The sequence below is a fragment of the Pseudomonas sp. TSO6 genome, assembly GCF_056098905.1.
In genome coordinates this window covers 37,362-60,316 of the sequence record NZ_JBLZWV010000073.1, presented here as the reverse complement: position 1 = coordinate 60,316, position 22,955 = coordinate 37,362, and the positions used below count along the sequence as shown (strand labels likewise).

The window sequence follows — 22,955 nt, the reverse complement described above, 5'->3', positions numbered from 1 at the left end:
GTCTTTCTGGTATAAAGCAGCGCTCTTTTCTAGGGGCTCGGCCTGTCGCATAAGCGGATCCGGTCGATAAGACCTCCAGAATCACGGCGCCCAGGCGCCAAAGACTGAGAGATTAAGCGGCCAACCCATGCCGGGTTGGGCATGTGGTTTTAGAGGGCTGAGTCATGTCGAGAGTCTGTCAAGTTACTGGTAAGGGTCCAGTAACCGGGAACAACATTTCCCACGCAAACAACAAAACCCGTCGTCGTTTCCTGCCGAACCTGCAGCACCACCGTTTCTGGGTTGAATCCGAGAAGCGTTTCGTGCGTCTGCGCGTTTCCGCCAAGGGCATGCGTATCATCGACAAGCGCGGCATCGACGCCGTTCTGGTTGACATCCGTAAAGCTGGCGCCAAGGTTTAAGGGAGAACATCATGCGTGAATTGATCCGTCTGGTTTCGAGTGCCGGTACCGGCCACTTCTACACCACCGACAAGAACAAGCGCACCACCCCGGACAAAATCGAGATCAAGAAATATGATCCGGTTGTTCGCAAGCACGTGGTGTACAAGGAAGCCAAGATCAAGTAATTGATCGGCGACCTGAAAAAAACCCGCATCCGAAAGGACGCGGGTTTTTTTATGGCTGCACGGGCGTCAGATCATTCCTGCTCGAACATCACATAGATCTTGCGGCAAGGCTCCAGCACCTCCCAGGTGCCCTTGAAACCGGCCGGGATGACAAACCGATCACCGGTACGCAGGGTCTTGGCACCCCCATCCTGGTCGCGCAGCACCGAAACGCCATGGACGATCTCGCAGTACTCGTGCTCGGTGTAGTTCACCGTCCACTGCCCCACCTCACCTTCCCACACGCCCGCGGCAAACTGCCCGCAAGGGCTGGAGTAGTGGTTATAGACCGCTTGGTCTGGCTCGCCCTTGAGGATTTTTTCCGCCGCCGGGCGGTAGCGTTCGGCCTCGGTGATGACCTGCGCGAAGTCGATGATGCTGTCGATTCTCATGGTGCGGCTCCTGTTGTTGTTTAATAAAATGAACATCAGTAGGCTTTTGAGCCTTTCGTGTCAAATATATTGATAGTTTACACCGGCTGGTTTAGGGTATCGCTTGCCAGTGTGCGCTCGTCGCCCGGCCAGAATTCTGACAACGCCTGTGAGTCCTCAGTGCGGCGTTGCACCTAAACAAGAGGAGGAGTTTCGTATGACTACCCTGACCCGTGCGGACTGGGAACAACGTGCCCAGCAACTGAAGATCGAAGGCCGCGCCTTCATCAACGGCGAATACACCGATGCCGCATCCGGTGAAACCTTCGAGTGCCTGAGCCCGGTCGACGGACGCTTCCTGGCCAAGGTTGCCAGCTGCGACCTGGCCGATGCCAACCGCGCTGTGGAAAACGCCCGCGCCACCTTCAACGCTGGCGTGTGGTCGCAGCTGGCCCCGGCCAAGCGCAAGGCCAAGCTGATCCGCTTCGCCGACCTGCTGCGCAAGAACGTCGAAGAGCTGGCGCTGCTTGAAACTCTGGACATGGGCAAGCCGATTGGCGACTCCTCCAGCATCGACATCCCGGGTGCGGCGCAAGCCATTCACTGGACTGCCGAAGCCATCGACAAGGTCTACGACGAAGTCGCCCCGACCCCGCATGACCAGCTTGGCCTGGTTACCCGCGAGCCGGTAGGTGTGGTCGGTGCCATCGTACCGTGGAACTTCCCGCTGCTGATGGCCTGCTGGAAACTCGGCCCGGCGCTGGCTACCGGTAACTCGGTGGTGCTCAAGCCGTCCGAAAAATCGCCGCTGACCGCCATCCGCATCGCCCAACTGGCGATCGAAGCCGGTATCCCGGCTGGCGTGCTGAACGTGCTGCCAGGCTATGGCCACACCGTAGGCAAGGCCCTGGCCCTGCACATGGACGTCGACACCCTGGTGTTCACAGGTTCGACCAAGATCGCCAAGCAGCTGATGGTGTACGCAGGCGAATCGAACATGAAGCGCATCTGGCTGGAAGCCGGTGGCAAGAGCCCGAACATCGTCTTTGCCGATGCGCCGGACCTGCAAGCTGCCGCCGAGGCCGCTGCCAGCGCCATCGCCTTCAACCAGGGCGAAGTGTGCACCGCAGGCTCGCGCCTGCTGGTCGAGCGTTCGATCAAGGACAAGTTCCTGCCGATGGTGGTCGAGGCCCTGAAAGGCTGGAAGCCAGGCAACCCGCTGGACCCACAGACCACGGTCGGTGCCCTGGTTGACACCCAGCAGATGAACACCGTGCTGTCGTACATCGAGGCTGGCCACAAGGACGGCGCCAAGCTGCTGGCCGGCGGCAAGCGCACCCTGGAAGAGACCGGCGGCACCTACGTCGAGCCGACCATCTTCGACGGCGTGACCAACGCCATGCGTATTGCCCAGGAAGAAATCTTCGGCCCGGTGCTGTCGGTGATTGCCTTCGACACCGCCGAAGAGGCCATCGCCATTGCCAACGACACGCCATATGGCCTGGCCGCTGGCATCTGGACGTCGGACATTTCCAAGGCCCACAAGACCGCCCGTGCCGTGCGCGCTGGCAGCGTCTGGGTCAACCAGTACGACGGCGGCGACATGACCGCACCGTTCGGTGGCTTCAAGCAGTCGGGCAACGGCCGTGACAAGTCGCTGCATGCGCTGGAGAAATACACCGAGCTGAAGGCGACCTGGATCAAGCTGTAACTCCAGGGGGCCGCGTTGCGGCCCAATCGCCGGCAAGTCAGCTCCCACAGGTTCTTCGCAGCCCGCAAGGCCTCCGTTGTACTTGTGGGAGCCCAGCTTGCCGGCGATGGGCTGCACAGCAGCCCCAACAATAGCCGGGTCGGCTCACGCTGACCCGGCTTCGTCGTTTTTGCTGTTCACGAATTCTGCCTGGGAGGCTGCAATGCGTTGGGGTACCTACTTCGCCGTACTGGCATCGGTGCTCAGTGTCGGGCTGGCGCTTGGCGTGAGCATGCCGCTGGTGTCCCTGCGCCTGGAGGCCTGGGGCTACGGCAGCTTTGCCATCGGTGTGATGGCGGCGATGCCGGCGCTGGGCGTACTGGCCGGTGCCAGCCTGGCCAGTCGCCTGGCAGGCTGGGTTGGCGTGCCCTCGGCGATGCGCCTGTGCCTGTGGGGTGGGGCGCTGTCGATCGGCCTGCTGGCCCTGTTGCCAAGCTACCCGCTGTGGCTGCTGCTGCGGCTGATGATCGGCATGTCCCTGACCGTGGTGTTCATCCTCGGCGAAAGCTGGATCAACCAGCTGGTGGTCGAGCAATGGCGGGGCCGCCTGGTGGCGCTGTACGGCAGCAGCTACGCCTTGAGCCAGCTGGCCGGGCCGTTGGTGCTGGGCTTTCTCGGCTCCGATGACGACTTCGGTTTCTGGGCCGCGACGGGCCTGCTGCTGGTCGCGCCGCTGATCCTGCTGGGGCGTGGCGGTGCACCGAGCACGGAAGCCTGCAACGTTACCTTCGGCGACCTGTTCCGTTTCTGCCGGCGTTTGCCGGTGATCGCCTGGGCCATTGCCCTGTTCGCTTCGTTCGAGGCGATGATCCTTACCTTGCTGCCGGTGTATTGCCTGCAGCAGGGCTTCACCACCGAGATCGCCCTGTTCATGGTCAGTACCGTGGTGGTGGGGGATGCGGTGCTGCAGTTGCCCATCGGCGCGTTGGCCGATCATATGTCGCGCCGCACCCTGTTCACCGGCTGCGCGGTGACGTTGCTGGTGTCCAGCCTGGCGATTCCGCTCTTGCTGCATACCCCGGCGATCTGGCCGTTGTGGGTGTTGTTCGGGGCCAGTGCAGGGGGGTTGTTCACCTTGTCGCTGGTGCTGATTGGCGAGCGCTACCGTGATGATGCGCTGGTGCGGGCCAACGCCCATGTTGCGCAGCTGTGGGGTATTGGTTGCCTGCTCGGGCCGTTGCTGGCGGGGGCGGGGAGCCAGTGGGTCAGCGGGCATGCGCTGCTGTGGCTGATGGCGGCGGGGGCTGCGGGGCTGGTGGTGTTGACTCAGCGGCGTGGGGCGTTTGAACCGGTATCTGCCTGATGGATTTTGGGGCTGCAAGCAGCCCCAAAGATGGCAACTACAACATCTTCTCCAAGCCAACCGCCTTGCTGATCCAGGCATTGAACCGCCGCCACATCCCACCCGGTTCAGACGTCAGCACGTGCCGCTGGCCATTGTCCTCGGTGGCCCACACCAGCTTGTCACCCATCAGTTTCACCTGATAGCTCAGCGCAGGCGCCATGCCCTGCTGGGCCAGTTCGCGGGTGTATTCGGCCAGCTCCGGGCTGTCTACCAGCACCCCGACCTCGGTGTTCCACAGCACTGAACGTGGGTCAAAGTTGAACGAGCCTATGAAGGTCTTGCGCCGGTCGAAAACGATCGCCTTGGTGTGCAGGCTCGAATCCGAGCTACCACGGAAGCTCAACCGCCCTGCGCTGGGATCGCCTGGCTGGCGGCGAAGCTCGTAAAGCTCCACCCCGTGCTCAAGCAAGGCCCGGCGATAGGGTGCATAGCCGCCATGCACCGCCGGCACGTCGGTGGCTTCCAGCGAGTTGGTCAGCAGTTTCACCGAAACGCCGGCGTCGGCGCGGCCGGTCAGGTACAGCAGGCCCGGTTCACCCGGCACAAAGTAGGCCGAAGCCAGGATCAGCTCGCGGTGCACGTTGGCCAGGTCTGGTGCCAGTTGCTGGCTCAGCAGCAGTTGCGGGTCTGGCTCGTCGTCGGCCAACACCTTGCTTGGGGCATCCCATAGCGCTTGGGCGTGTGCCCAGATCAGCTCGTTGCGCCACACATCGAGGCGCGGTTGCGACTGGTAGGCCATCAAGCGGTCATACAGGGCTTTGCGCTGGGTGCGCGCCTCGGCCAGGGACACTTCCAGGCGATGGCGGCTGGCACGCAGGTCGTTGGCATCCGGCTCACGCCAGAGGAAGTCGGTGATCGGCCGGCTGAGGGCGCTGTTCCAGTATTGGTCGAAACTGTGCCCCAACTGCTCGGCCACCGGGCCTATACCCAGAAGGTCGATGTCGGTGAAGTTGAGGTTGGGCTCGGCATCGAAATACTCGTCGCCCAGGTTACGCCCGCCGACAATCGCCATGCTGTTGTCCACCAGGAACAGCTTGTTGTGCATGCGCCGGTGCTGGCGCGACAGGTTGAACAGCCGGCCCATGGCGCGCGTCACGCCTGTGCTGCGGCCCAGGTGCAGCGGGTTGAACACGCGGATCTGGATGTTGGGGTGGGCATCGAGGGTGCCCATGATGGTGTCCAGGCCGTCACTGGTGGTGTCGTCCAGCAGGATGCGCACACGCACGCCACGGTCGGCGGCACGCAGCAGTTCATGCACCAGGGCGCGGGTGCTGAGGCCGTCGTGGACGATGTAGTACTGCAGGTCGATGCTGGCTTGGGCGTTGCGGATCAGTTCGGCACGGGCGCGGAACGCTTCATTGCTGTTTGGCAGCAGGCGAAAGCCCGAACGGCCGCCGTAGGGTGCTGCCTGGCGCAGTACCGAGCGGCCGAAGGCGGAGTCATTGGCGGGCAGCGCCTGGCTGGTTTCGCGGGGCGCGCTGACGCTGGCGCAGCCGGCAAGGCCGAGCAGCAGCACCAGCAGCAGAGGCAAGGCGTGCTGGAGTCTCAAGGGTGGATCGTCCTGTGCAGCAAGGGCTTTGGGGTTGGACCGTGGCGGGCGGCGCAAAGTTACGCGTCGGCGCTTTCTTCATCCAGTAGACGAAGGGCGGTTTCCCCGACCTTGCGCACGGCGGCCTCGATCTGCGGCGTCGGCCGCGCGGCGAAGTTCATGCGCAGGCAGTGGCGAAACTTGCCCGAGGCCGAGAAGATGCTGCCCACGGCAACTTGCACACCTTGCTCCAGTAAAGCCCGGTTCAGGCGCAGCGTATCGAAATGTTCGGGTAGTTCCACCCACAGCATGAAGCCACCTTGGGGGCGGCTGACCCGGGTGCCCGGCGGGAAGTAGCGGGTTACCCATTCGCTCATCAGGTCTCGGCCACGCTGGTATTGGCTGCGCATGCGCCGCACGTGGGGCTGGTAGTGGCCGCCGGCGATGAAGTCGGCGATGGCCAGCTGCGGCTGGCTGGCGCTGCTGCCGGTGCTGATGTACTTCATGTGCAGCACCCGCTCCAGGTAGCGCCCGGGCGCCACCCAGCCCACCCGCAGGCCGGGGGCGAGGGTCTTGGAAAACGAGCTGCAGAACAGCACGCGGCCATCGTCGTCGAACGACTTGAGCGTACGCGGGCGCGGGTAGGTGTACGCCAGGTCGCCGTACACATCGTCCTCCAGAATCGCCACGTCGTAGCGCTGGGCCAGGCTCAGCAGGGCCTTCTTGCGGGCCTCGGGCATGATGTAGCCGAGCGGGTTGTTGCAGCTGGGGGTGATCTGGATGAGCTTGATCGGCCACTGCTCCAGCGCCAGTTCCAACGCCTCCAGGCTGATGCCGGTCACCGGGTCTGTGGGGATTTCCAGCGCCTTCATGCCCAGGCCCTTCAGGGTTTGCATGGCACCGTGGAAGCTGGGCGAGTCGACCGCGACGATGTCGCCTGGCTCGCAGACCGCACGAATGCTGCACGACAGCGCCTCGTGGCAACCGGTGGTCACGACCAGGTCAGCCGGGCTCAGGCGGCAGCCGGAGTCGAGCATCAGCCGCGCCACCTGCTCACGCAGGGCCAGGTTGCCGTGGATGTTGTCGTAATACAGGCCAGGCATGTCCTGGCGCCGGCTCAACTGAGCCAGGCTACGCAACAGCGGCTTGAGGGTAGGGCTGTTGATGTCGGGCATCCCACGGCCGAGCTGGACCACATCCTGGCGCGGCGTGCTGCGTATCAGCTCCAGCACTTGTTCCCACTGCGAGATATCCACCGGGCGCTGGGCCGGGCGGCTGACGGCGGGCAGGGCTGGCAAGTGGCGGTGGTCGCTGACGAAGTAGCCGGATTTGGGCCTGGGCGAGACCATGCCGCCGTCTTCCAACATGCGATAGGCCTGCTGCACGGTGCTCAGGCTTACTCCGTGTTCCACACTCAGGGCGCGCACCGATGGCAGGCGCTGGCCGGGGCGATACAGGCCTTGCTCGATACGGGCACCGAGCAGTTCGGCGAGGTTCAGGTACAAGGTCACGGCATACTCCTGCGCTGCGATGGCGCAGCGACCGGTACAGTTTCGCTGAAAATACAGCATTCAGTCGCTCTTCGGCCAATTTTGTATGGGAATAATAAGGCTGTATTGGATCTGTATTGTCGATGGTGCCGGCGCGCATCCTTTCTCCACGGTATCAACTGAACGGGAGGGTGCGGTGATGGGTGGCATGAGCGATGTGCGCTTGCAACTGATGGCCAGGGAACTGGAAGCCGGGCAGCAGGCCAAGGTATTCAACGCGCCGGAAGGGCTTGGGCGTTGGGGGCTGATGCTGCATCGCTGGCACACCCGCAGGGCGCTGTTGCAGCTGACGGATGACGAGTTGCGCGATGTCGGGCTGAGCTGGGAGCAGGCCCGTACCGAAGGGCGTAAACCCTTCTGGAAAGACTGATCACGTCTCCTTGTGGGAGCGGCCTTGTGTCGCGATTGGGCTGCGGAGCAGCCCCAGCTATTGTGCCGTGATGCAAACATCCTGGGGCCGCTCTGCGGCCCAATCGCGACACAAGGCCGCTCCCACAAAGAGGGAGGTGTGAGCTTTTAGGCCAGCTCTTTGAGGCGATGCCACAGCATGCCCAGCGCCAGCAATGGCGAGCGCAGGTGCTTGCCGCCAGGGAAGGTGATATGCGGCACTTTGGCGAACAGGTCGAACCGCCCGCTTGCCTGGCCACTGATGGCCTCGCCGAGCAGGCGCGCGGCCAGGTGGGTGGTGTTGAGCCCATGGCCTGAGTAGGCCTGGGCGTAATACACGTTCGGCTGGCTGGCCAGGCGGCCAACCTGCGGCAGGCGGTTGGCGCCAATGCCGATCATGCCGCCCCACTGGTAGTCGATACGCACGTCGGCCAGCTGCGGGAACACCTTGAGCATCTTCGGGCGCATGTAGGCGGCGATGTCTTTCGGGTCGCGGCCTGAATAGTGGCAGGCACCGCCGAACAGCAGGCGGTGGTCGGCGGACAGGCGGTAGTAATCCAGCGCCACGCGCTGGTCACATACTGCCATGTTCTGTGGCAGCAACGTGCGGGCGCGCTCTTCGCCCAGCGGTTCGGTGGCGATGATGTAGCTGCCGGCCGGCAGCACCTTGCCGCCCAGCTCGCGGTTGAGGCCGTTGAGGTAGGCGTTGCAGCACAGCACCAAGGTCTTGGCGCGTACCCGGCCCTGGGCGGTATGCACCTGCACTTCGGGGCCATAGTCGATGCGGGTAACCTCGGACTGTTCGAACAGCTTCACACCCAGGCGGTTGGCCACGGCCGCTTCCCCCAAGGCCAGGTTGAGCGGGTGCAGGTGGGCAGAGCCCATGTCGATCAGCCCGCCCACATAGCAGTCGGCGCCGACCACGCTGTGGATATCGTCCTTGCCGACCAGCCGCAGCTCGTGCGCATAGCCCAGGCTGCGCAGTTCTTCGGCGTCTTCGGCAAAGCCCAGCAGCTCGGCCGGCTTGTTGGCCAGGTCGCAGTAGCCCCAGGTCAGGTCGCAGGCGATGGCATGCTTCTCGACCCGCTCGCGGACGATCTGCACGGCCTCCAGGCCCATCAGCTTCATGCTGCGCACGCCTTCCTCGCCTATTACCGGCAGGAACTGTTCCAGGCCGTGGCCGACGCCGCGGATCAACTGCCCGCCATTGCGCCCGCTGGCGCCCCAGCCCAGTTTGCGCGCTTCCAGCAGGATGACCGAGAGGCCGCGTTCGGCCAGCTCGATGGCAGTGTTCAGGCCCGAGTAGCCGCCGCCGACGATACATACATCGGCGCTGTGCTCGCCTTGCAGGAAGGAGTAGTCAGGGTGTGGCGCGCTGCTGGCGGCGTAGTAGGAGGCGGCGTGCTGCGCGCTGTGGACCATTGGTTCGTTCCTGGGTGCTGGTGGGCTAGTGGGGGAGGATAAGCCGGGGCTCTAGGGTGGGCAACCGGCCTCATCGCCGGCAAGCCAGCTCCCACAGGAGCTGTGTGAGACCAGTGGTGCACTTGTGGGCGCTGGTTGCCGGCGATTGGCCCTATAATCCAACTTCAGTCTTCAATTTTGTACCTAGCCATGTCCTGCAACCGCCACAAGATCCACTTCCTGCGCGAACTCATCCCCTCGTTCGAGTGCGAGCCCGGCTGCCACGACTGCTGCGGCCCGGTCACCACGTCGACGGAAGAAATGGCCCGCCTGCCGCGCAAGTCCCAGGCCGAGCAGGAAGCCGCCCTGGAGCGCCTGGACTGCGTGCACCTGGGCCCCAACGGTTGCACGGTGTATGAAGAGCGCCCGATGATCTGCCGCCTGTTTGGCACCACACCACGCATGGCCTGCCCGCGTGGCCGTGGCCCTGAGCCGATGATCGAGCCCGCAGCCGAGCAGCTCGTGCACCAGTTCATCGCCACCACCCGGCAGGTGCTGGTCTAGCCTCAGTCCGGGATCGGCAGGCAGAGGCTTTCTTTTACCTCTTCCATCACGATGTAGCTCTTCGATTCGCGCACGTGCGGCAGCTTCAGCAGGATGTCGCCAAGCAGCTTGCGGTACGACGCCATCTCCGAAATACGCGCCTTCACCAGGTAGTCGAAGTCACCTGACACCAGGTGGCATTCCAGCACGTGGGGCAGCTTCAACACCGCGCGGCGGAACTCCTCGAAGGTGTCGCCCGACTTGTAGTCCAGGCTGATTTCCACGAACACCAGCAGACTGCCCTTGAGGTGCTGCGGGTTCAGGCGGGCGTTGTAGCCCATGATGATGCCCTCGCGCTCCAGGCGGCGAACCCGCTCGGTGCAAGGGGTGGTGGACAGCCCAACTTTCTCGCCCAGTTCGGTGAAGGAAATACGCCCGTCATTCTGCAGGATCCGCAGGATGTTACGGTCGATCTTGTCCAGTTCACGCTTGCTCTGGTGCTGGGTTCTCATAGGGGATGCCCCTCCGTGAAAGGCGATTTTGCCGAGAATTCTCGCCAATAATAGGCTTTTATATAGTGAATTGCACTGGTCTCAAATTCCTATACTGCGCCCATTCATGCCATATCAATAAAAGTCTGCGGCGTGCCGCGTGTGAGGGATATAACGATGCGAGTTCTGGTACTTGGTAGCGGTGTAATCGGAACCGCCAGTGCCTACTACCTGGCCCGGCAAGGTTTTGAAGTGACGGTGGTCGACCGCCAGCCGGCGGTGGCCATGGAAACCAGTTTTGCCAACGCCGGCCAGATCTCGCCCGGCTATGCCTCGCCCTGGGCCGCCCCAGGCGTGCCGCTGAAGGCCATCAAGTGGCTGCTGGAGCGCCACGCTCCCCTGGCCATCAAGCTCACCGGCGACGTCGACCAGTACCTGTGGATGGCGCAGATGCTGCGCAACTGCACCGCCAGCCGTTACGCGGTGAACAAGGAGCGCATGGTGCGCCTGTCCGAGTACAGCCGCGACTGCCTGGACGAACTGCGCGCCGAAACCGGCATTGCCTACGAAAGCCGCTCTTTGGGTACCACCCAGCTGTTCCGCACCCAGGCCCAGGTGGATGCCGCGGCCAAGGACATTGCCGTGCTCGAGCAGTCGGGCGTGCCTTACGAACTGCTGGACCGCGAGGGTATTGCCCGCGTCGAACCCGCCCTGGCTGGCGTGAAGGACATTCTGGCCGGCGCCCTGCGCCTGCCTAACGACCAGACCGGCGACTGCCAGATGTTCACCACCAAGCTCGCCGACATGGCCATCAAGCTGGGTGTGGAGTTCCGTTTTGGCCAGGACATCCAACGCCTGGACTTCGCGGGCGACCGCATCAATGGCGTGTGGATCGACGGCAAGCTGGAAACCGCCGACCGCTACGTGCTGGCGCTGGGCAGCTACTCGCCGCAGATGCTCAAGCCGCTGGGTATCAAGGCCCCGGTTTACCCGCTGAAGGGCTACTCGCTGACTGTGCCGATCACCAACGGCGACATGGCCCCGACCTCGACCATTCTCGACGAGACCTACAAGGTCGCCATCACCCGTTTCGACAACCGTATCCGGGTGGGCGGCATGGCTGAAATCGCCGGTTTTGACCTGTCGCTGAACCCGCGTCGGCGCGAAACGCTGGAGATGATCGTCAACGACCTTTATCCTCGCGGCGGTGACCTGAGCCAGGCCAGTTTCTGGACCGGCCTGCGCCCGGCGACCCCGGACGGCACGCCGATCGTTGGTGCCACGGCGTTCCGCAACCTGTTCCTGAACACCGGTCACGGTACCCTGGGCTGGACCATGGCGTGCGGCTCCGGTCGCCTGCTGGCCGACCTGATTGCGCGCAAGAAACCGCAGATCAGTGCCGAAGGCCTGGACATTTCCCGTTATGGCAACAGCCGGGAAGCCACCAAGCACGGGCAGGGCGCGCCGGTTCACCAGCAGTAATAGCCTGTACCGGCCATTCGCGGCTAAAGCCGCTCCCACAGGGATCGCATGGCCTTGGCCATTGTGCGGTCCCTTGTGGGAGCGGCTTTAGCCGCGAAGAACCCAACACCGTTTTCAACCTGTGAACCACCATAAGGCAGCCGCCATGCGTCCCGCCCGCGCCCTGATCGACCTCCAGGCCCTGCGCCACAACTACCGTCTGGCCCGTGAACTGACCGGTGCCAAAGCCCTCGCCGTGATCAAGGCCGATGCCTATGGCCACGGTGCCGTCCGCTGCGCCCTGGCCCTGGAGGCCGAAGCCAACGGCTTTGCCGTGGCTTGCATCGAAGAGGCGCTGGAGTTGCGCGCCGCCGGTATCAAGGCCCCGGTGCTGTTGCTGGAAGGCTTCTTCGAAGCCAGCGAGCTGGCGCTGATTGCCGAGCACGACCTGTGGTGCGTGGTGCACTCGCTGTGGCAGCTGGAAGCCATCGAGAAAACCCAGCTGCACAAGCCGCTCACCATTTGGCTGAAGCTGGACAGCGGCATGCACCGCGTCGGCCTGCACCCCAAGGACTACCACGACGCCTACCAGCGCCTGCTGGCCAGCGGCAAGGTTTCGCGCATCGTGCTGATGAGCCACTTTGCCCGCGCTGACGAACTGGATGCCGACGCCACCGCCCAGCAGATCGCCGTGTTCGAAGCCGCCCGCCAGGGCCTGGCTGCCGAGTGCAGCCTGCGTAACTCGCCCGGCGTGCTGGGCTGGCCGCAAGCGCCCGGCGATTGGGTACGCCCAGGCCTGATGCTGTACGGCGCCACGCCGTTCGAAGTGCCCCAGGCCCAGGCCGCACGCCTGCAACCGGTGATGACCCTGCAATCGCGGGTCATCAGCGTGCGCGAGCTGCCTGCCGGCGAGCCGGTGGGCTACGGCGCCAAGTTCGTCAGCCCACGGCCAACCCGTGTTGGCGTGGTCGCCATGGGCTATGCCGATGGCTACCCACGCCAGGCGCCCAACGGCACCCCGGTGCTTGTCGCCGGCCAGCGCACCCAGCTGATCGGCCGGGTCTCGATGGACATGCTCAACATCGACCTGACCGACGTGCCGCAAGCCACCGTCGGCAGCCCGGTCGAATTGTGGGGCAAGCAGGTGCTGGCCAGCGAAGTGGCCGCCCACGCGGGCACCATTCCCTACCAGATCTTCTGCAACCTGAAGCGGGTACCGCGGGACTACATCGGCGAATGACACGCTGAAGCGGACAGGTTGAGGGGCGGTGTGTTGTAAATACTGAACGGCATTGCCATGATATCGTTCACATCCATCCCCCTTTCCACCGTTTCAGGAGGCTCCAGCTTTGGACGTCGGCGAACGACTGCAAGCCATCCGCAAGCTCAAGGGCCTGTCCCAGCGCGAACTCGCCAAGCGTGCCGGTGTGACCAACAGCACCATCTCGATGATCGAGAAGAACAGCGTGAGCCCCTCCATCAGCTCGCTGCGCAAGGTGCTGAGCGGCATTCCCATGTCGATGGTCGAGTTCTTTTCGGTAGAGCTGGAACCTGAAAGCCCCACTCAGATCGTTTACAAGGCCCACGAGCTGATCGATATCTCGGACGGCGCGGTGACCATGAAGCTGGTCGGCAAGTCGCACCCCAACCGTGCCATCGCGTTTCTTACCGAGGTGTACCCGCCTGGTGCCGACACCGGTGCCGAGATGCTCACCCATGACGGCGAGGAAACCGGCATCTTGCTCGAAGGGCGGCTGGAGCTGGTGGTCGGCAACGAGATCTTCATCCTTGAAGAAGGCGACAGCTACTACTTCGAAAGCACCCGCCCGCACCGCTTTCGCAACCCTTTCAACCAGCCTGCGCGCCTGATCAGTGCGGCGACCCCTTCAAACTTTTGATCCAGCGCAGTGCATTGATTCGGCAATACCCCTTTCCCGTGTAGGGTCGTTTCACGGCCTCTGGGTTCCCGCTATACTTTTCAACGCTCGCCGTTCCGTGGCCGCGAGCGTGATTAGCCACCATGAGGGTGTTCGCGTGAACCAAATCAAGAAGATGCTGGCCGTACCAGCAGCCGTATTCGCCCTCTGGGCAATGAGCGCAACCGCTGCGACCAATGACGACATTGCCAAACGCCTGGAGCCGGTTGGCCAGGTGTGCGTCCAGGGCCAGGAATGCAAAGGCATGGAAGTGGCTGTTGCAGCGGGGGGCGGGGGAGCCAAGACGCCCGATGAGATCATCGCCAAGCACTGCAATGCCTGCCATGGCACCGGGCTGCTTGGTGCGCCTAAAGTGGGCGACACCGCGGCGTGGAAAGAACGCGCCGACCACCAGGGCGGCCTGGATGGCATCCTGGCCAAGGCCATCACCGGCATCAACGCCATGCCGCCCAAAGGCACCTGCGCGGACTGCTCGGATGACGACCTGAAAGGGGCGATCAAGAAGATGTCCGGGCTGTAAGACACAGCTGAATTGCATCAGGCCCGCCGTTGATGGCGGGCTTTGTTTTTGTGGTGCCTGTGCTGGCCCTTTCGCGGGCACGCCCGCTCCCACAAGTCCCCCACAGAACCTGAGGATTGTGGTTATCCTGTGGGAGCGGGCGTGCCCGCGAAAGGGCCAGCACAGGCAACCAACCCGCCAGTGCCATGTCCAACCCCTGAACCCATGGATGTCTCAGGAGGCCCCGATGCACCTCTGCTCCATCGACCATGCTGTCGAGCAGGTCTTGTCCCGGCTGCCGGCCCATATCCACATGGGCCTGCCATTGGGCCTGGGCAAGCCCAATGCCTTCGTCAACGCCCTCTACGCACGGGTGCGCGAGCTGCCCGAACGGCAGCTGACTATCTACACCGCGCTGTCCCTCGGCCGCCCGCCATTGGGCGATGGCCTGCAGCGGCGCTTTCTCGAACCCTTCGTCGAGCGCGTCTTCGCCGACTACGAAGAGCTCGACTACCTCGCCGACCTGCGCAACGACAGCCTGCCGCCGAACATCCGCGTCGAGCAGTTCTTCATGCAGCCCGGCAGCCTGCTGCACAGCGAGGCCGCCCAGCAGGACTACATCAGCAGCAACTACAGCCACGCCGCACGCGACATCAACGCCAAGGGCCTGAACCTGGTCGCGCAACTGGTGGCCGCCACACCTGAAAGGCCTGTTCACCTGAGCCTTGCCTGCAACCCCGACATCACCCTCGACCTGCTGCCGATGATCGCCAAGCGCCGCGCTGCCGGCCAGACCATACTCATGCTCGGCCAGGTGCACGCCGAACTGCCCTACATGCCGGGTGATGCGGAACTGCCCATCGATGCGTTCGACCTGCTGATCGACGAGGCCGAGCAACGTCGCCTGTTCTCCACACCGAACATGCCGGTCGGCACCCAGGACCACTGCATCGGCTTGCACGCCAGCACGCTGGTACGCGATGGCGGCACCCTGCAGATCGGCATCGGTGCCATGGGCGATGCAGTCGCCGCCGCGTTGCTGGCCCGCCAGGGTGACAACGCAGGCTACCGCGCCTTGCTAGACGAGCTGGATACGGGCCCGTGGCATGCGCTGATCGAGCGCGAAGGGGGGCTGGGGACGTTTGCCCAAGGCCTGTACGGCTGCAGCGAGATGTTCGTCAATGGCCTGCTGGTACTGGCCGAAGCAGGCCTGCTGCGGCGCCCGGCCGATGACGAAGGGCCAGTGGTGCATGGCGGCTTTTTCCTTGGCCCGCAGGCGTTTTACCAGCGGTTAAGGGAGATGCCGCTCGAACAGCGCGCACGTTTTGCCATGACCCGTATCAGCTTTATCAACGAGCTGTACGGGCAGGAAGAACTCAAGCGACGCCAGCGCCGCGATGCGCGCTTCCTCAACACTGCGTTTGCCATGACCTTGCTCGGCGCCGGCGTGGCCGATCAGCTGGAAGACGGCCGCGTGCTCAGTGGCGTGGGCGGGCAGTACAACTTCGTCGCCCAGGGCCATGCGCTGGACGGCGGGCGTTCGATCCTGCTTTTGCGCAGCTGGCGCGAGGCAGGCGGGGAGGTGACCTCGAACCTGTTCTGGACCTATGGCCACTGCACCATCCCCCGGCACCTGCGCGATATCGTGGTGACCGAATACGGCATTGCCGACTTGCGTGGGCAGACAGACCGCGAGGTGATTGCGCGGTTGCTGGCGGTGAGCGATTCGCGGTTCCAGCAGGGGCTCATTGAGCAGGCAAAAGAGGCTGGCAAGCTGCCCAAGGGTTTTGAGCTGGACGCTCGCTTTACTGACAATACGCCGCAGCGGTTGGAGGCGATCAGGGCGCGGCATGCGCGGCTGTTCCCGGAGTATCCGATGGGGACGGACTTTACAGCTGAGGAGCGGGACCTGTTGCGGGCGCTGAACTGGTTGAAGAGCAAGTTCAAGCTGAGCGAGGTGCTGGAGCTGGGCAAGGCAGCGTTGGATGCGCCGGGGCCTGAGGGGTATCAAGGGCACTTGGAGCGGATGGGGCTGGACGCTCCTCAGGGATTGAAGGAAGAGCTGTATCAGCGGCTTTTGCTGGCAGGGTTGGCGGCGACCTGAAAATTGCCGGGGCTGCTTTGCAGCCCATCGCCGGCAAGCCAGCTCCCACAGGAGTTTCACAGAGGCCGAGCCTTGTGCAGTACCTGGGGGAGCCGGCTTGCCGGCGATGGGGCCGGTACAGGCTTACTCCCACAGGAGTTTCACAGAGGCCGAGCCTTGTGCAGTACCTGTGGGAGCCGGCTTGCCGGCGATGGGGCCGGTACAGGCTTACTCCCACAGGGATTTCACAAAGGCCGAGCCTTGTGCAGTACCTGTGGGAGCCGGCTTGCCGGCGATGGGGCCGGTACAGGCTTACTCCCACAGGGGTTTCACAAAGGCCGAGCCTTGTGCAGTACCTGTGGGAGCCGGCTTGCCGGCGATGGGGCCGGTACAGGCTTACTCCCACAGGAGTTTCACAGAGGCCGAGCCTTGTGCAGTACCTGTGGGAGCTGGCTTGCCGGCGATGGGGCCGGTACAGGCTTACTACCACAGGGATTTCACAAAGGCCGAGCCTTGTGCAGTACCTGTGGGAGCCGGCTTGCCGGCGATGGGGCCGGTACAGGCTTACTCCCACAGGAGTTTCACAAAGGCCGAGCCTTGTGCAGTACCTGTGGGAGCTGGCTTGCCGGCGATGGGGCCGGTACAGGCTTACTCCCACAGGGATTTCACAAAGGCCGAGCCTTGTGCAGTACCTGTGGGAGCCGGCTTGCCGGCGATGGGTCCGGTACAGGCTTACTCCCACAGGGATTTCACAAAGGCCAAGCCTTGTGCAGTACCTGTGGGAGCTGGCTTGCCGGCGATGGGGCCGGTACAGGCTTACTCGATGAAGCTGACCACACCGCCTTCCAGCGACTTCACCCGGGCCAGCGATTCAACGCGGTAGCCCTGGCTGTCCAGCTCGGCACGGCCGCCCTGGAACGACTTCTCGATCACGATACCCAGGCCGGCCACGGTGGCACCGGCTTGCTTGATGATCGAGATCAGCGCCTGCGACGCCTTGCCGTTGGCCAGGAAGTCGTCGATCACCAGCACGCGGTCGCTGCTGTTGAGGTGGCGTGGCGAAATGGCCACGGTGTTCTCTGTCTGCTTGGTGAAGGAGTACACCGAGGCAGTCAGCAGGTTCTCGGTCAGGGTCAGCGACTGGTGCTTGCGCGCAAAGATCACCGGTACGCCCAGCTTCAGGCCGGTCATCACCGCCGGGGCAATGCCCGAGGCTTCGATGGTGACGATCTTGGTCACGCCGGCGTCGGCGAACAGGCGGGCGAACTCGTCACCGATCAGCTGCATCAGCGCCGGGTCGATCTGGTGGTTGAGAAACGCGTCGACTTTAAGAACCTGGTCGGAAAGCACGATGCCTTCTTCGCGAATCTTCTGATGCAGTGCTTCCACTTTGTTTTCCTCGATGTAGCAAAGGTGGCCGCAAATAGCGGCAAAGTTTAAGAGTAATGGTTGATCAGCGTTTGAGCATTGCCCGGATATCGGCCAAGGCGTTGTTGCCGCGTGCGGCCTTTACCTCGACCGGCGCATCGTCCAGGCCCTCCCAGGCCAGGTCGTCCGGAGGCAGTTCGTCAAGGAACCGGCTGGGCGTGCAGTCGATGATTTCACCGTACTGCTTGCGCTTGGCAGCGAAGGTGAAGGCCAGGGTCTGGCGCGCGCGGGTAATGCCCACGTAGGCCAGGCGGCGTTCCTCTTCGATGGTGTCGGCCTCGATGCTGGAGCGGTGCGGGAGGATTTCCTCTTCCATGCCCATGATGAACACGTAGGGAAATTCCAGGCCCTTGGAGGCGTGCAGGGTCATCATCTGCACACCTTCGGCGTTCTCTTCTTCTTCCTGCTGACGCTCGAGCATGTCACGCAACACCAGCTTGCCGATGGCGTCCTCGATGGTCATGTCACCCTCTTCGTCCTTCTCGAGGGTGTTTTTCAGCGCTTCGACAAGGAACCAGACGTTGCTGATCCGGAACTCCGCCGCCTTGTCGCTGGCGGTCTGCTGGCGGATCCAGTTCTCGTAGTCGATGTCGCGGATCATTTCGTGCAGCGCGGCGATCGGGTCTTCCAGGGCGACCTTGTGGCGTACCCCGTCCAGCCAGTGCTTGAAGCGCTGCAAACGCTCGGTGTAGCGGGCGTCCAGGTGCTCACCCAGGCCCAGCTCCTCGCTGGCGGCGTACATCGAAATGCCGCGCTCGGTGGAATAGTTACCGAGCTTTTCCAGGGTGGTGGAGCCGATTTCGCGGCGCGGTACGTTGATTACCCGCAGGTAGGCGTTGTCATCGTCCGGGTTCACCAACAGGCGCAGGTAGGCCATCAGGTCCTTGACTTCCTGGCGGCCGAAGAAGCTGTTGCCGCCCGACAGGCGATACGGCACCTGGTGGTGCTGCAGCTTCAGTTCAATCAGCTTGGCCTGGTAGTTGCCACGGTAGAGGATGGCAAAATCGCTGTACGGGCGGTTGGTGCGCAGGTGCAAGGTGAGGATTTCCATGGCCACGCGTTCGGCCTCGGCTTCCTCGTTCTTGCAGCGGATGACGCGGATCTCGTCGCCCACGCCCATCTCGCTCCACAGTTGTTTCTCGAACGCGTGCGGGTTGTTGGCGATCAGCACGTTGGCACAGCGCAGGATGCGGCTGGTGGAGCGGTAGTTCTGCTCGAGCATGACGATCTTCAGGGAGGGGTAGTCCTCCTTGAGCAGCATCAGGTTTTCGGGGCGGGCACCGCGCCAGGCGTAGATCGACTGGTCGTCGTCCCCCACCACGGTGAACTGGTTGCGCATGCCGATCAGCATTTTCACCAGCAGGTACTGGCTGGCGTTGGTGTCCTGGTATTCGTCCACCAGCAGGTAGCGCACGCGGTTCTGCCAGCGCTCCAGTACCTCGGGGTGCTCCTGGAACAGTTTGACCGGCTGCAGGATCAGGTCGTCGAAGTCCACCGCGTTGAACGCCTTGAGCGTGCGCTGGTAGTGGGTGTAGACAATGGCGGCGGTCTGCTCGCGCGGGTTGCGCGCCTTTTCCAGGGCCTCGGGTGGCAGGACCAGGTCGTTCTTCCAGGCACCGATCATGTTCTTGATCTCGTCGATGCCGTCGTCGCCGGAGTATTCCTTCTGCATGATGTCCGACAGCAACGCCTTGATGTCGGACTCGTCGAAGATCGAGAAGCCTGGCTTGTAGCCCAGCTTGTCGTGCTCCTTGCGGATGATGTTCAGGCCCAGGTTGTGGAAGGTACACACCGTCAGGCCACGGCCTTCCCCCGGGCGCAGCAGGGTGGCGACCCGCTCCTTCATCTCGCGTGCGGCCTTGTTGGTGAAGGTCATCGCCACGATGTACTGGGCACGGATGCCGCAGTTCTGGATGAGGTGGGCAATCTTGCGCGTAATCACGCTGGTCTTGCCCGAACCTGCACCGGCGAGCACCAAAAGAGGGCCGCCGACGTAGTCACGGGCTTCTTGCTGCCTGGGATTGAGTCGGGACATGCTAGAAACCGGGGGTCGCCAGAAAATAGCCGCGCATTCTAACAGGCATGGGGCGGTTGTGGCGCGACCGTCTGACGTCTGAGTCAGACTTTTGTCCGCCTCATTATTAGCGCCACTAATGCTAGCAACTGAAAAAATCATATTTGCCGGCTCGTCTGGTTTCGAGCACGATGCACGACAAAATACGTCGGGATGCTACGCCCGCAAATGCATGTATAAAAGTGAAAATCATTTTCATTAATGCAGTAGCATACTGGCAGATATCGTTGCACCGTGAAGTCCTAAGGAGCCCGCTTGTCCACGCCTGTCGAACCTTTGCGTTTGCTGCTGTTGGCTGATGAGCCGCAATGGGCCGCCTTGTTGCACGCCTGCATGCCTGCCCTTAACGGCAGTGCCGTGCTGCTGACCGCGCCTGACTGGGACTCGGTCGATAGCCTGTTCAGCCATGATCGCCAGGCCGTGGTGCTGGCAACTCCGGCCTTGCAGCCGGTGCCTGGGCGTTGCGAGCTGCCAACTATTCTGCTGCTGGACCACGAGCCCGAGGTGGCGCCTAGCGCCGTCAGCGACTGGCTGGTACGCGACCAGCTCAATGCCGACACTCTGCGCCGCTCGCTGCGCCATGTGCGCGAACGCGGGGTGCTGGTGGCCACCTTGCAGCGCCTGGCCGAACAGGACCCACTGACCGGCATCGCCAACCGCCAGGGCTTCCAGGCCTTGCTGACCGCGCGCCTGGCCGAGAACGAGGGCCGTGGCATTGCCTTGGGCCACCTGGACCTGGACAACTTCCGCCACGTCAACGATGCGCTCGGCCACCAGAGCGGCGACCGCTTGATCCTGCAGGTGGTGGCGCGGCTGCAAAACCAGCTCGAAGCAGGCGACCAGCTGGCTCGCCTGGGCAGCGACGAGTTCGCCTTGCTGATCGACACCCGCCGCGACGCCAACCGTGCCGAGTGGATTGCCGAGCGCATCGTCGAGGCCCTGGCCGAACCCTACTGGATCGACGGCGAAAGCCTGCTGCTGGGTTGCAGCCTGGGCCTGGCCCATGCCCGCGCGCAGAGCGGTGCCGACCCGCTGATGTGGCATGCGCACATCGCCATGCGCCAGGCCAAGGGCAGCCAGGGCTGCACTTTCCATGTGTTCAATGAACGCATCAATCGCAACGCCCGCAGCCTTGCCGACCTGGAAAGCGAGCTGCGCCGTGCGCTGCGCCGTGACGAACTGGAGCTGCATTACCAGCCGCGGCTCGACCTGGCCGACGGGCGCATTGTCGGCCTGGAGGCGCTGGTGCGCTGGCGCCATGCCGAACGCGGGCTGTTACCGCCCAGCGAATTCGTGCCTCTGGCCGAGCAGAGCGGCCTGATCGTGCCCTTGGGCTACTGGGTCATCTCCCGTGCCTTGCGCGACATGCAGGCGCTGTGCGAGCGCGGCCTGGAGCCGCTGCACATGGCGGTCAACCTGAGTTTCCGCCAGTTCCAGGATAGCCAGCTGCTAGCCACCCTGAGTCGCCTGATCCTTGAGCATGGCGTGGACGCCCGCTGGCTGGAATTCGAACTGACCGAAACGGCGGTGATGCGCCGCAACGAGCTGGTACGCCAGACCATGGACGCCCTCGGCCGCCTGGGCGTGCGCTTCTCGCTCGACGATTTCGGCACCGGGTTTTCTTCGTTCGTACACCTCAACAGCTTGCCGATCACTTTGCTGAAGGTGGACCGCAGTTTTGTCGCGGGAATGGAAATGCGCGAGGAAAACCGCAAGCTGGTGCACGCCATGATCAACCTGGCGCACAACCTCAACCTCGAGGTGGTGGCCGAAGGGGTGGAGAGTGAAGAGCAGCTGGCCTTGTTGCGCGGGTTTGGCTGTGACCAGGTGCAGGGCTTTTTGGTCAGCAAGCCGCTGCCGGTCGGGGAGTTGATCGATTTTTTGCTGAAGGTGCCTGGCTGTCCGTTGGACGCTGTCCTTTAGGGCCCTTTCGCGGGCACGCCCGCTCCCACAGGGACCGCGCAATCCTGTGGGAGCGGGCGTGCCCGCGAAGAGGCCCCGAAGTCAGGCCGAAGCAGCAGCCTCTGCACGCGCTTGCGCCTTCCCCAATAACCGTTTCATTCGCCACTCAAAGCCAAATGTCAGCGCCACTGCCGCACATGCCAGGCCCAGCGCCAGCCCCCACCAGATCCCCACCGCCCCACCGCCCAGGGTAAAGGTGAACAACCAGGCGCTCGGCGCCCCCACCAGCCAGTAGCACACCAGCCCGATCAGGAAGGTGGTCTTGGCATCCTTCAGCCCACGGATCGAGCCCATGGCAATCGTCTGCATGCCATCGAACAGCTCGAACCACGCCGCCACCATCAACAACTGCACGGCCACCTGGAAGATCGCGGCAAAGGCCGGGTCATTGCGGTCGATGAACAGCCCCACCAGCGCTTCGGGCAGCAGCAGGAACAGGGCGGCGAAGGCAAACATGATCATTGCCCCGAACCCGATACCCACGCGCCCGGCACTGCGCGCCGCCAGCAGGTTGCCAGCGCCGTAGTACAAGCCCACGCGCATGGTCACCGCATAGGACAAGCCCGTCGGCACCATGAACGCCGTGGACACGATCTGCAGGGCGATCTGGTGTGCCGCCAGTTCGGTACTGCCCAGCACGCCCATGCACAGCGCGGCGAAGGCGAACAGGCCCACTTCCACCATGTAGGTACCACCAATTGGCAGGCCCAGCCGCCACAGCTCGCGCAGGGCTGGCAGCGACGGGCGTGACAGGCCTTTGCGCAGCGGGTAGGCGGCGTAGGCCGAATGCCAGCGGATGTACAGGGCAAGGGCGATGGCCATGCCCAGCGATACCACTGCGGTGACCAGGCCGATGCCCATCAGGCCCAGCTTTGGCAGGCCGAACATGCCTTCGATCAACGCCACGTTGAACAGGTAGTTGAGCACCGTTCCGACCACACTGATCACCATCACCGGGGTCGAGCGACCCAGCGCGCTGGTAAAGCCACGCAAGGCCATGAAGGTCAGGTAACTGGGCAGCGCCAGCGGCAGCAGGGTGAGGAATTCGGCGGCCGAGGCAACGTTTTCGGGCTGTTGCCCGAACATCAGTAGAACAGGCTCCAGGTTCCACAGCGCCAGCGCGGCAACCAGTGACAGCCCCCAGGCCAGCCACAGGCCGTTCTGGGCCAGGCGAGTGGCGCCTTCGATGTCGTTGGCGCCCTTGCGGATCGCCACCAGGGTGCCGACCGCAGCGATCACGCCCAGGCAAAAGATTGACACGAATGAGTAGCTTGCTGCGCCCAGGCCGCCACCGGCCAGCGCTTGCGGGCTGATACGGGCCATCATCAGGGTGTCGGTCAGCACCATCAGCATGTGCGCCAACTGCGAGGCGATCAGCGGCCCGGCCAGGCGCAGCAAAGCCTTGAGTTCTGTGGTGGGCGCGACATGCATGGGGTGGTCCTTTTTCCTGGGGAAAACAACGAAGGGCGATTCTGAGGCTTCGGTCAACTTTGCACAAAAGGATAAAAGCGATCCTTGGCATGAGTCTGACTCATGTA

The 22,955-nt window shown here is 63.5% G+C and carries 20 protein-coding genes; 12 read left to right on the top strand and 8 right to left on the bottom strand.

Going from position 1 to position 22,955, the window contains the following annotated elements; genetic code table 11:
- Positions 1 to 164 precede the first annotated feature (164 nt).
- Both rpmB and rpmG read left to right on the top strand, forming a co-directional pair.
- Entirely contained in the window at positions 165 to 401 is a 237-nt protein-coding gene (rpmB, locus tag ACN6NG_RS29155; protein ID WP_003253504.1) for a 50S ribosomal protein L28, read from the top strand.
- 11 nt (positions 402 to 412) lie between these two features.
- Positions 413 to 568 carry a 50S ribosomal protein L33 gene (gene rpmG / locus ACN6NG_RS29150; protein ID WP_003253507.1) on the top strand — a complete coding sequence of 52 codons (156 nt, stop codon included), beginning with the start codon at positions 413 to 415 and terminating at the stop codon, positions 566 to 568.
- A gap of 71 nt (positions 569 to 639) precedes the next feature.
- On the opposite strand, the gene ACN6NG_RS29145 is transcribed toward rpmG, so the two are convergent.
- Positions 640 to 999, bottom strand: coding sequence for a cupin domain-containing protein (locus ACN6NG_RS29145; RefSeq protein ID WP_063422505.1), 360 nt, complete (start codon positions 997 to 999; stop codon positions 640 to 642).
- A 196-nt stretch (positions 1,000 to 1,195) separates the two neighbouring features.
- Between ACN6NG_RS29145 and ACN6NG_RS29140 the strand changes: the two genes are divergently transcribed.
- Both ACN6NG_RS29140 and ACN6NG_RS29135 read left to right on the top strand, forming a co-directional pair.
- A complete protein-coding gene (locus ACN6NG_RS29140) occupies positions 1,196 to 2,689 on the top strand; it encodes an aldehyde dehydrogenase (protein WP_016489812.1) in 1,494 nt (497 codons plus the stop codon).
- Positions 2,690 to 2,891: 202 nt separating this feature from the next.
- A complete protein-coding gene (locus tag ACN6NG_RS29135; RefSeq protein WP_016502221.1) occupies positions 2,892 to 4,031 on the top strand; it encodes an MFS transporter in 1,140 nt (379 codons plus the stop codon).
- 37 nt (positions 4,032 to 4,068) lie between these two features.
- Here ACN6NG_RS29135 and ACN6NG_RS29130 read toward each other — a convergent pair whose 3' ends face one another.
- Complete coding sequence (locus ACN6NG_RS29130; protein WP_063422503.1) at positions 4,069 to 5,622, bottom strand: phospholipase D family protein; 1,554 nt, start codon at positions 5,620 to 5,622, stop codon at positions 4,069 to 4,071.
- Positions 5,623 to 5,681: 59 nt separating this feature from the next.
- Positions 5,682 to 7,112: an aminotransferase-like domain-containing protein gene (locus ACN6NG_RS29125; RefSeq protein ID WP_196304823.1), complete on the bottom strand. Its 1,431-nt coding sequence runs from the start codon at positions 7,110 to 7,112 to the stop codon at positions 5,682 to 5,684.
- 178 nt (positions 7,113 to 7,290) lie between these two features.
- Here ACN6NG_RS29125 and ACN6NG_RS29120 point away from each other — a divergent pair, with 178 nt between their 5' ends.
- Positions 7,291 to 7,521, top strand: a complete 231-nt coding sequence (locus ACN6NG_RS29120) for a DUF1127 domain-containing protein (RefSeq protein ID WP_016502218.1) — start codon at positions 7,291 to 7,293, stop codon at positions 7,519 to 7,521.
- 146 nt (positions 7,522 to 7,667) lie between these two features.
- On the opposite strand, the gene ACN6NG_RS29115 is transcribed toward ACN6NG_RS29120, so the two are convergent.
- The gene (locus ACN6NG_RS29115) at positions 7,668 to 8,960 is read right to left on the bottom strand and encodes an NAD(P)/FAD-dependent oxidoreductase (protein ID WP_474317434.1); all 1,293 of its coding nucleotides are present in this window, start codon (positions 8,958 to 8,960) and stop codon (positions 7,668 to 7,670) included.
- A gap of 189 nt (positions 8,961 to 9,149) precedes the next feature.
- Here ACN6NG_RS29115 and ACN6NG_RS29110 point away from each other — a divergent pair, with 189 nt between their 5' ends.
- Positions 9,150 to 9,503 (top strand): YkgJ family cysteine cluster protein, encoded by a 354-nt coding sequence (locus ACN6NG_RS29110; protein ID WP_016489806.1) that lies wholly within the window; start codon positions 9,150 to 9,152, stop codon positions 9,501 to 9,503.
- A 2-nt stretch (positions 9,504 to 9,505) separates the two neighbouring features.
- Here ACN6NG_RS29110 and dadR read toward each other — a convergent pair whose 3' ends face one another.
- The gene (gene dadR, locus ACN6NG_RS29105) at positions 9,506 to 9,994 is read right to left on the bottom strand and encodes a transcriptional regulator DadR (RefSeq protein WP_003258963.1); all 489 of its coding nucleotides are present in this window, start codon (positions 9,992 to 9,994) and stop codon (positions 9,506 to 9,508) included.
- A 156-nt stretch (positions 9,995 to 10,150) separates the two neighbouring features.
- Here dadR and dadA point away from each other — a divergent pair, with 156 nt between their 5' ends.
- From dadA to ACN6NG_RS29080, 5 genes are all read left to right on the top strand, one after another.
- Positions 10,151 to 11,455: a D-amino acid dehydrogenase gene (gene dadA, locus ACN6NG_RS29100; protein WP_019472517.1), complete on the top strand. Its 1,305-nt coding sequence runs from the start codon at positions 10,151 to 10,153 to the stop codon at positions 11,453 to 11,455.
- A 145-nt stretch (positions 11,456 to 11,600) separates the two neighbouring features.
- Entirely contained in the window at positions 11,601 to 12,674 is a 1,074-nt protein-coding gene (alr, locus tag ACN6NG_RS29095) for an alanine racemase (protein WP_341797117.1), read from the top strand.
- Positions 12,675 to 12,783: 109 nt separating this feature from the next.
- A complete protein-coding gene (locus ACN6NG_RS29090; RefSeq protein ID WP_016489803.1) occupies positions 12,784 to 13,332 on the top strand; it encodes a cupin domain-containing protein in 549 nt (182 codons plus the stop codon).
- A 154-nt stretch (positions 13,333 to 13,486) separates the two neighbouring features.
- On the top strand, positions 13,487 to 13,891 hold the full coding sequence (locus tag ACN6NG_RS29085) for a c-type cytochrome (protein ID WP_033692624.1): 405 nt from the start codon (positions 13,487 to 13,489) through the stop codon (positions 13,889 to 13,891).
- A gap of 226 nt (positions 13,892 to 14,117) precedes the next feature.
- Positions 14,118 to 15,974, top strand: coding sequence for an acetyl-CoA hydrolase/transferase C-terminal domain-containing protein (locus ACN6NG_RS29080; protein WP_063422495.1), 1,857 nt, complete (start codon positions 14,118 to 14,120; stop codon positions 15,972 to 15,974).
- 795 nt (positions 15,975 to 16,769) lie between these two features.
- Here the strand turns inward: ACN6NG_RS29080 and ACN6NG_RS29075 are convergent.
- Both ACN6NG_RS29075 and rep read right to left on the bottom strand, forming a co-directional pair.
- Complete coding sequence (locus tag ACN6NG_RS29075) at positions 16,770 to 17,342, bottom strand: xanthine phosphoribosyltransferase (protein ID WP_003253535.1); 573 nt, start codon at positions 17,340 to 17,342, stop codon at positions 16,770 to 16,772.
- A gap of 64 nt (positions 17,343 to 17,406) precedes the next feature.
- Entirely contained in the window at positions 17,407 to 19,416 is a 2,010-nt protein-coding gene (gene rep, locus ACN6NG_RS29070) for a DNA helicase Rep (protein ID WP_016502210.1), read from the bottom strand.
- Positions 19,417 to 19,710: 294 nt separating this feature from the next.
- On the opposite strand from rep, the gene ACN6NG_RS29065 reads away from it, so the two are divergent.
- Entirely contained in the window at positions 19,711 to 21,378 is a 1,668-nt protein-coding gene (locus tag ACN6NG_RS29065) for a putative bifunctional diguanylate cyclase/phosphodiesterase (RefSeq protein WP_063424077.1), read from the top strand.
- Positions 21,379 to 21,459: 81 nt separating this feature from the next.
- Here ACN6NG_RS29065 and ACN6NG_RS29060 read toward each other — a convergent pair whose 3' ends face one another.
- Complete coding sequence (locus ACN6NG_RS29060) at positions 21,460 to 22,848, bottom strand: NorM family multidrug efflux MATE transporter (protein WP_063424078.1); 1,389 nt, start codon at positions 22,846 to 22,848, stop codon at positions 21,460 to 21,462.
- Positions 22,849 to 22,955 lie beyond the last annotated feature (107 nt).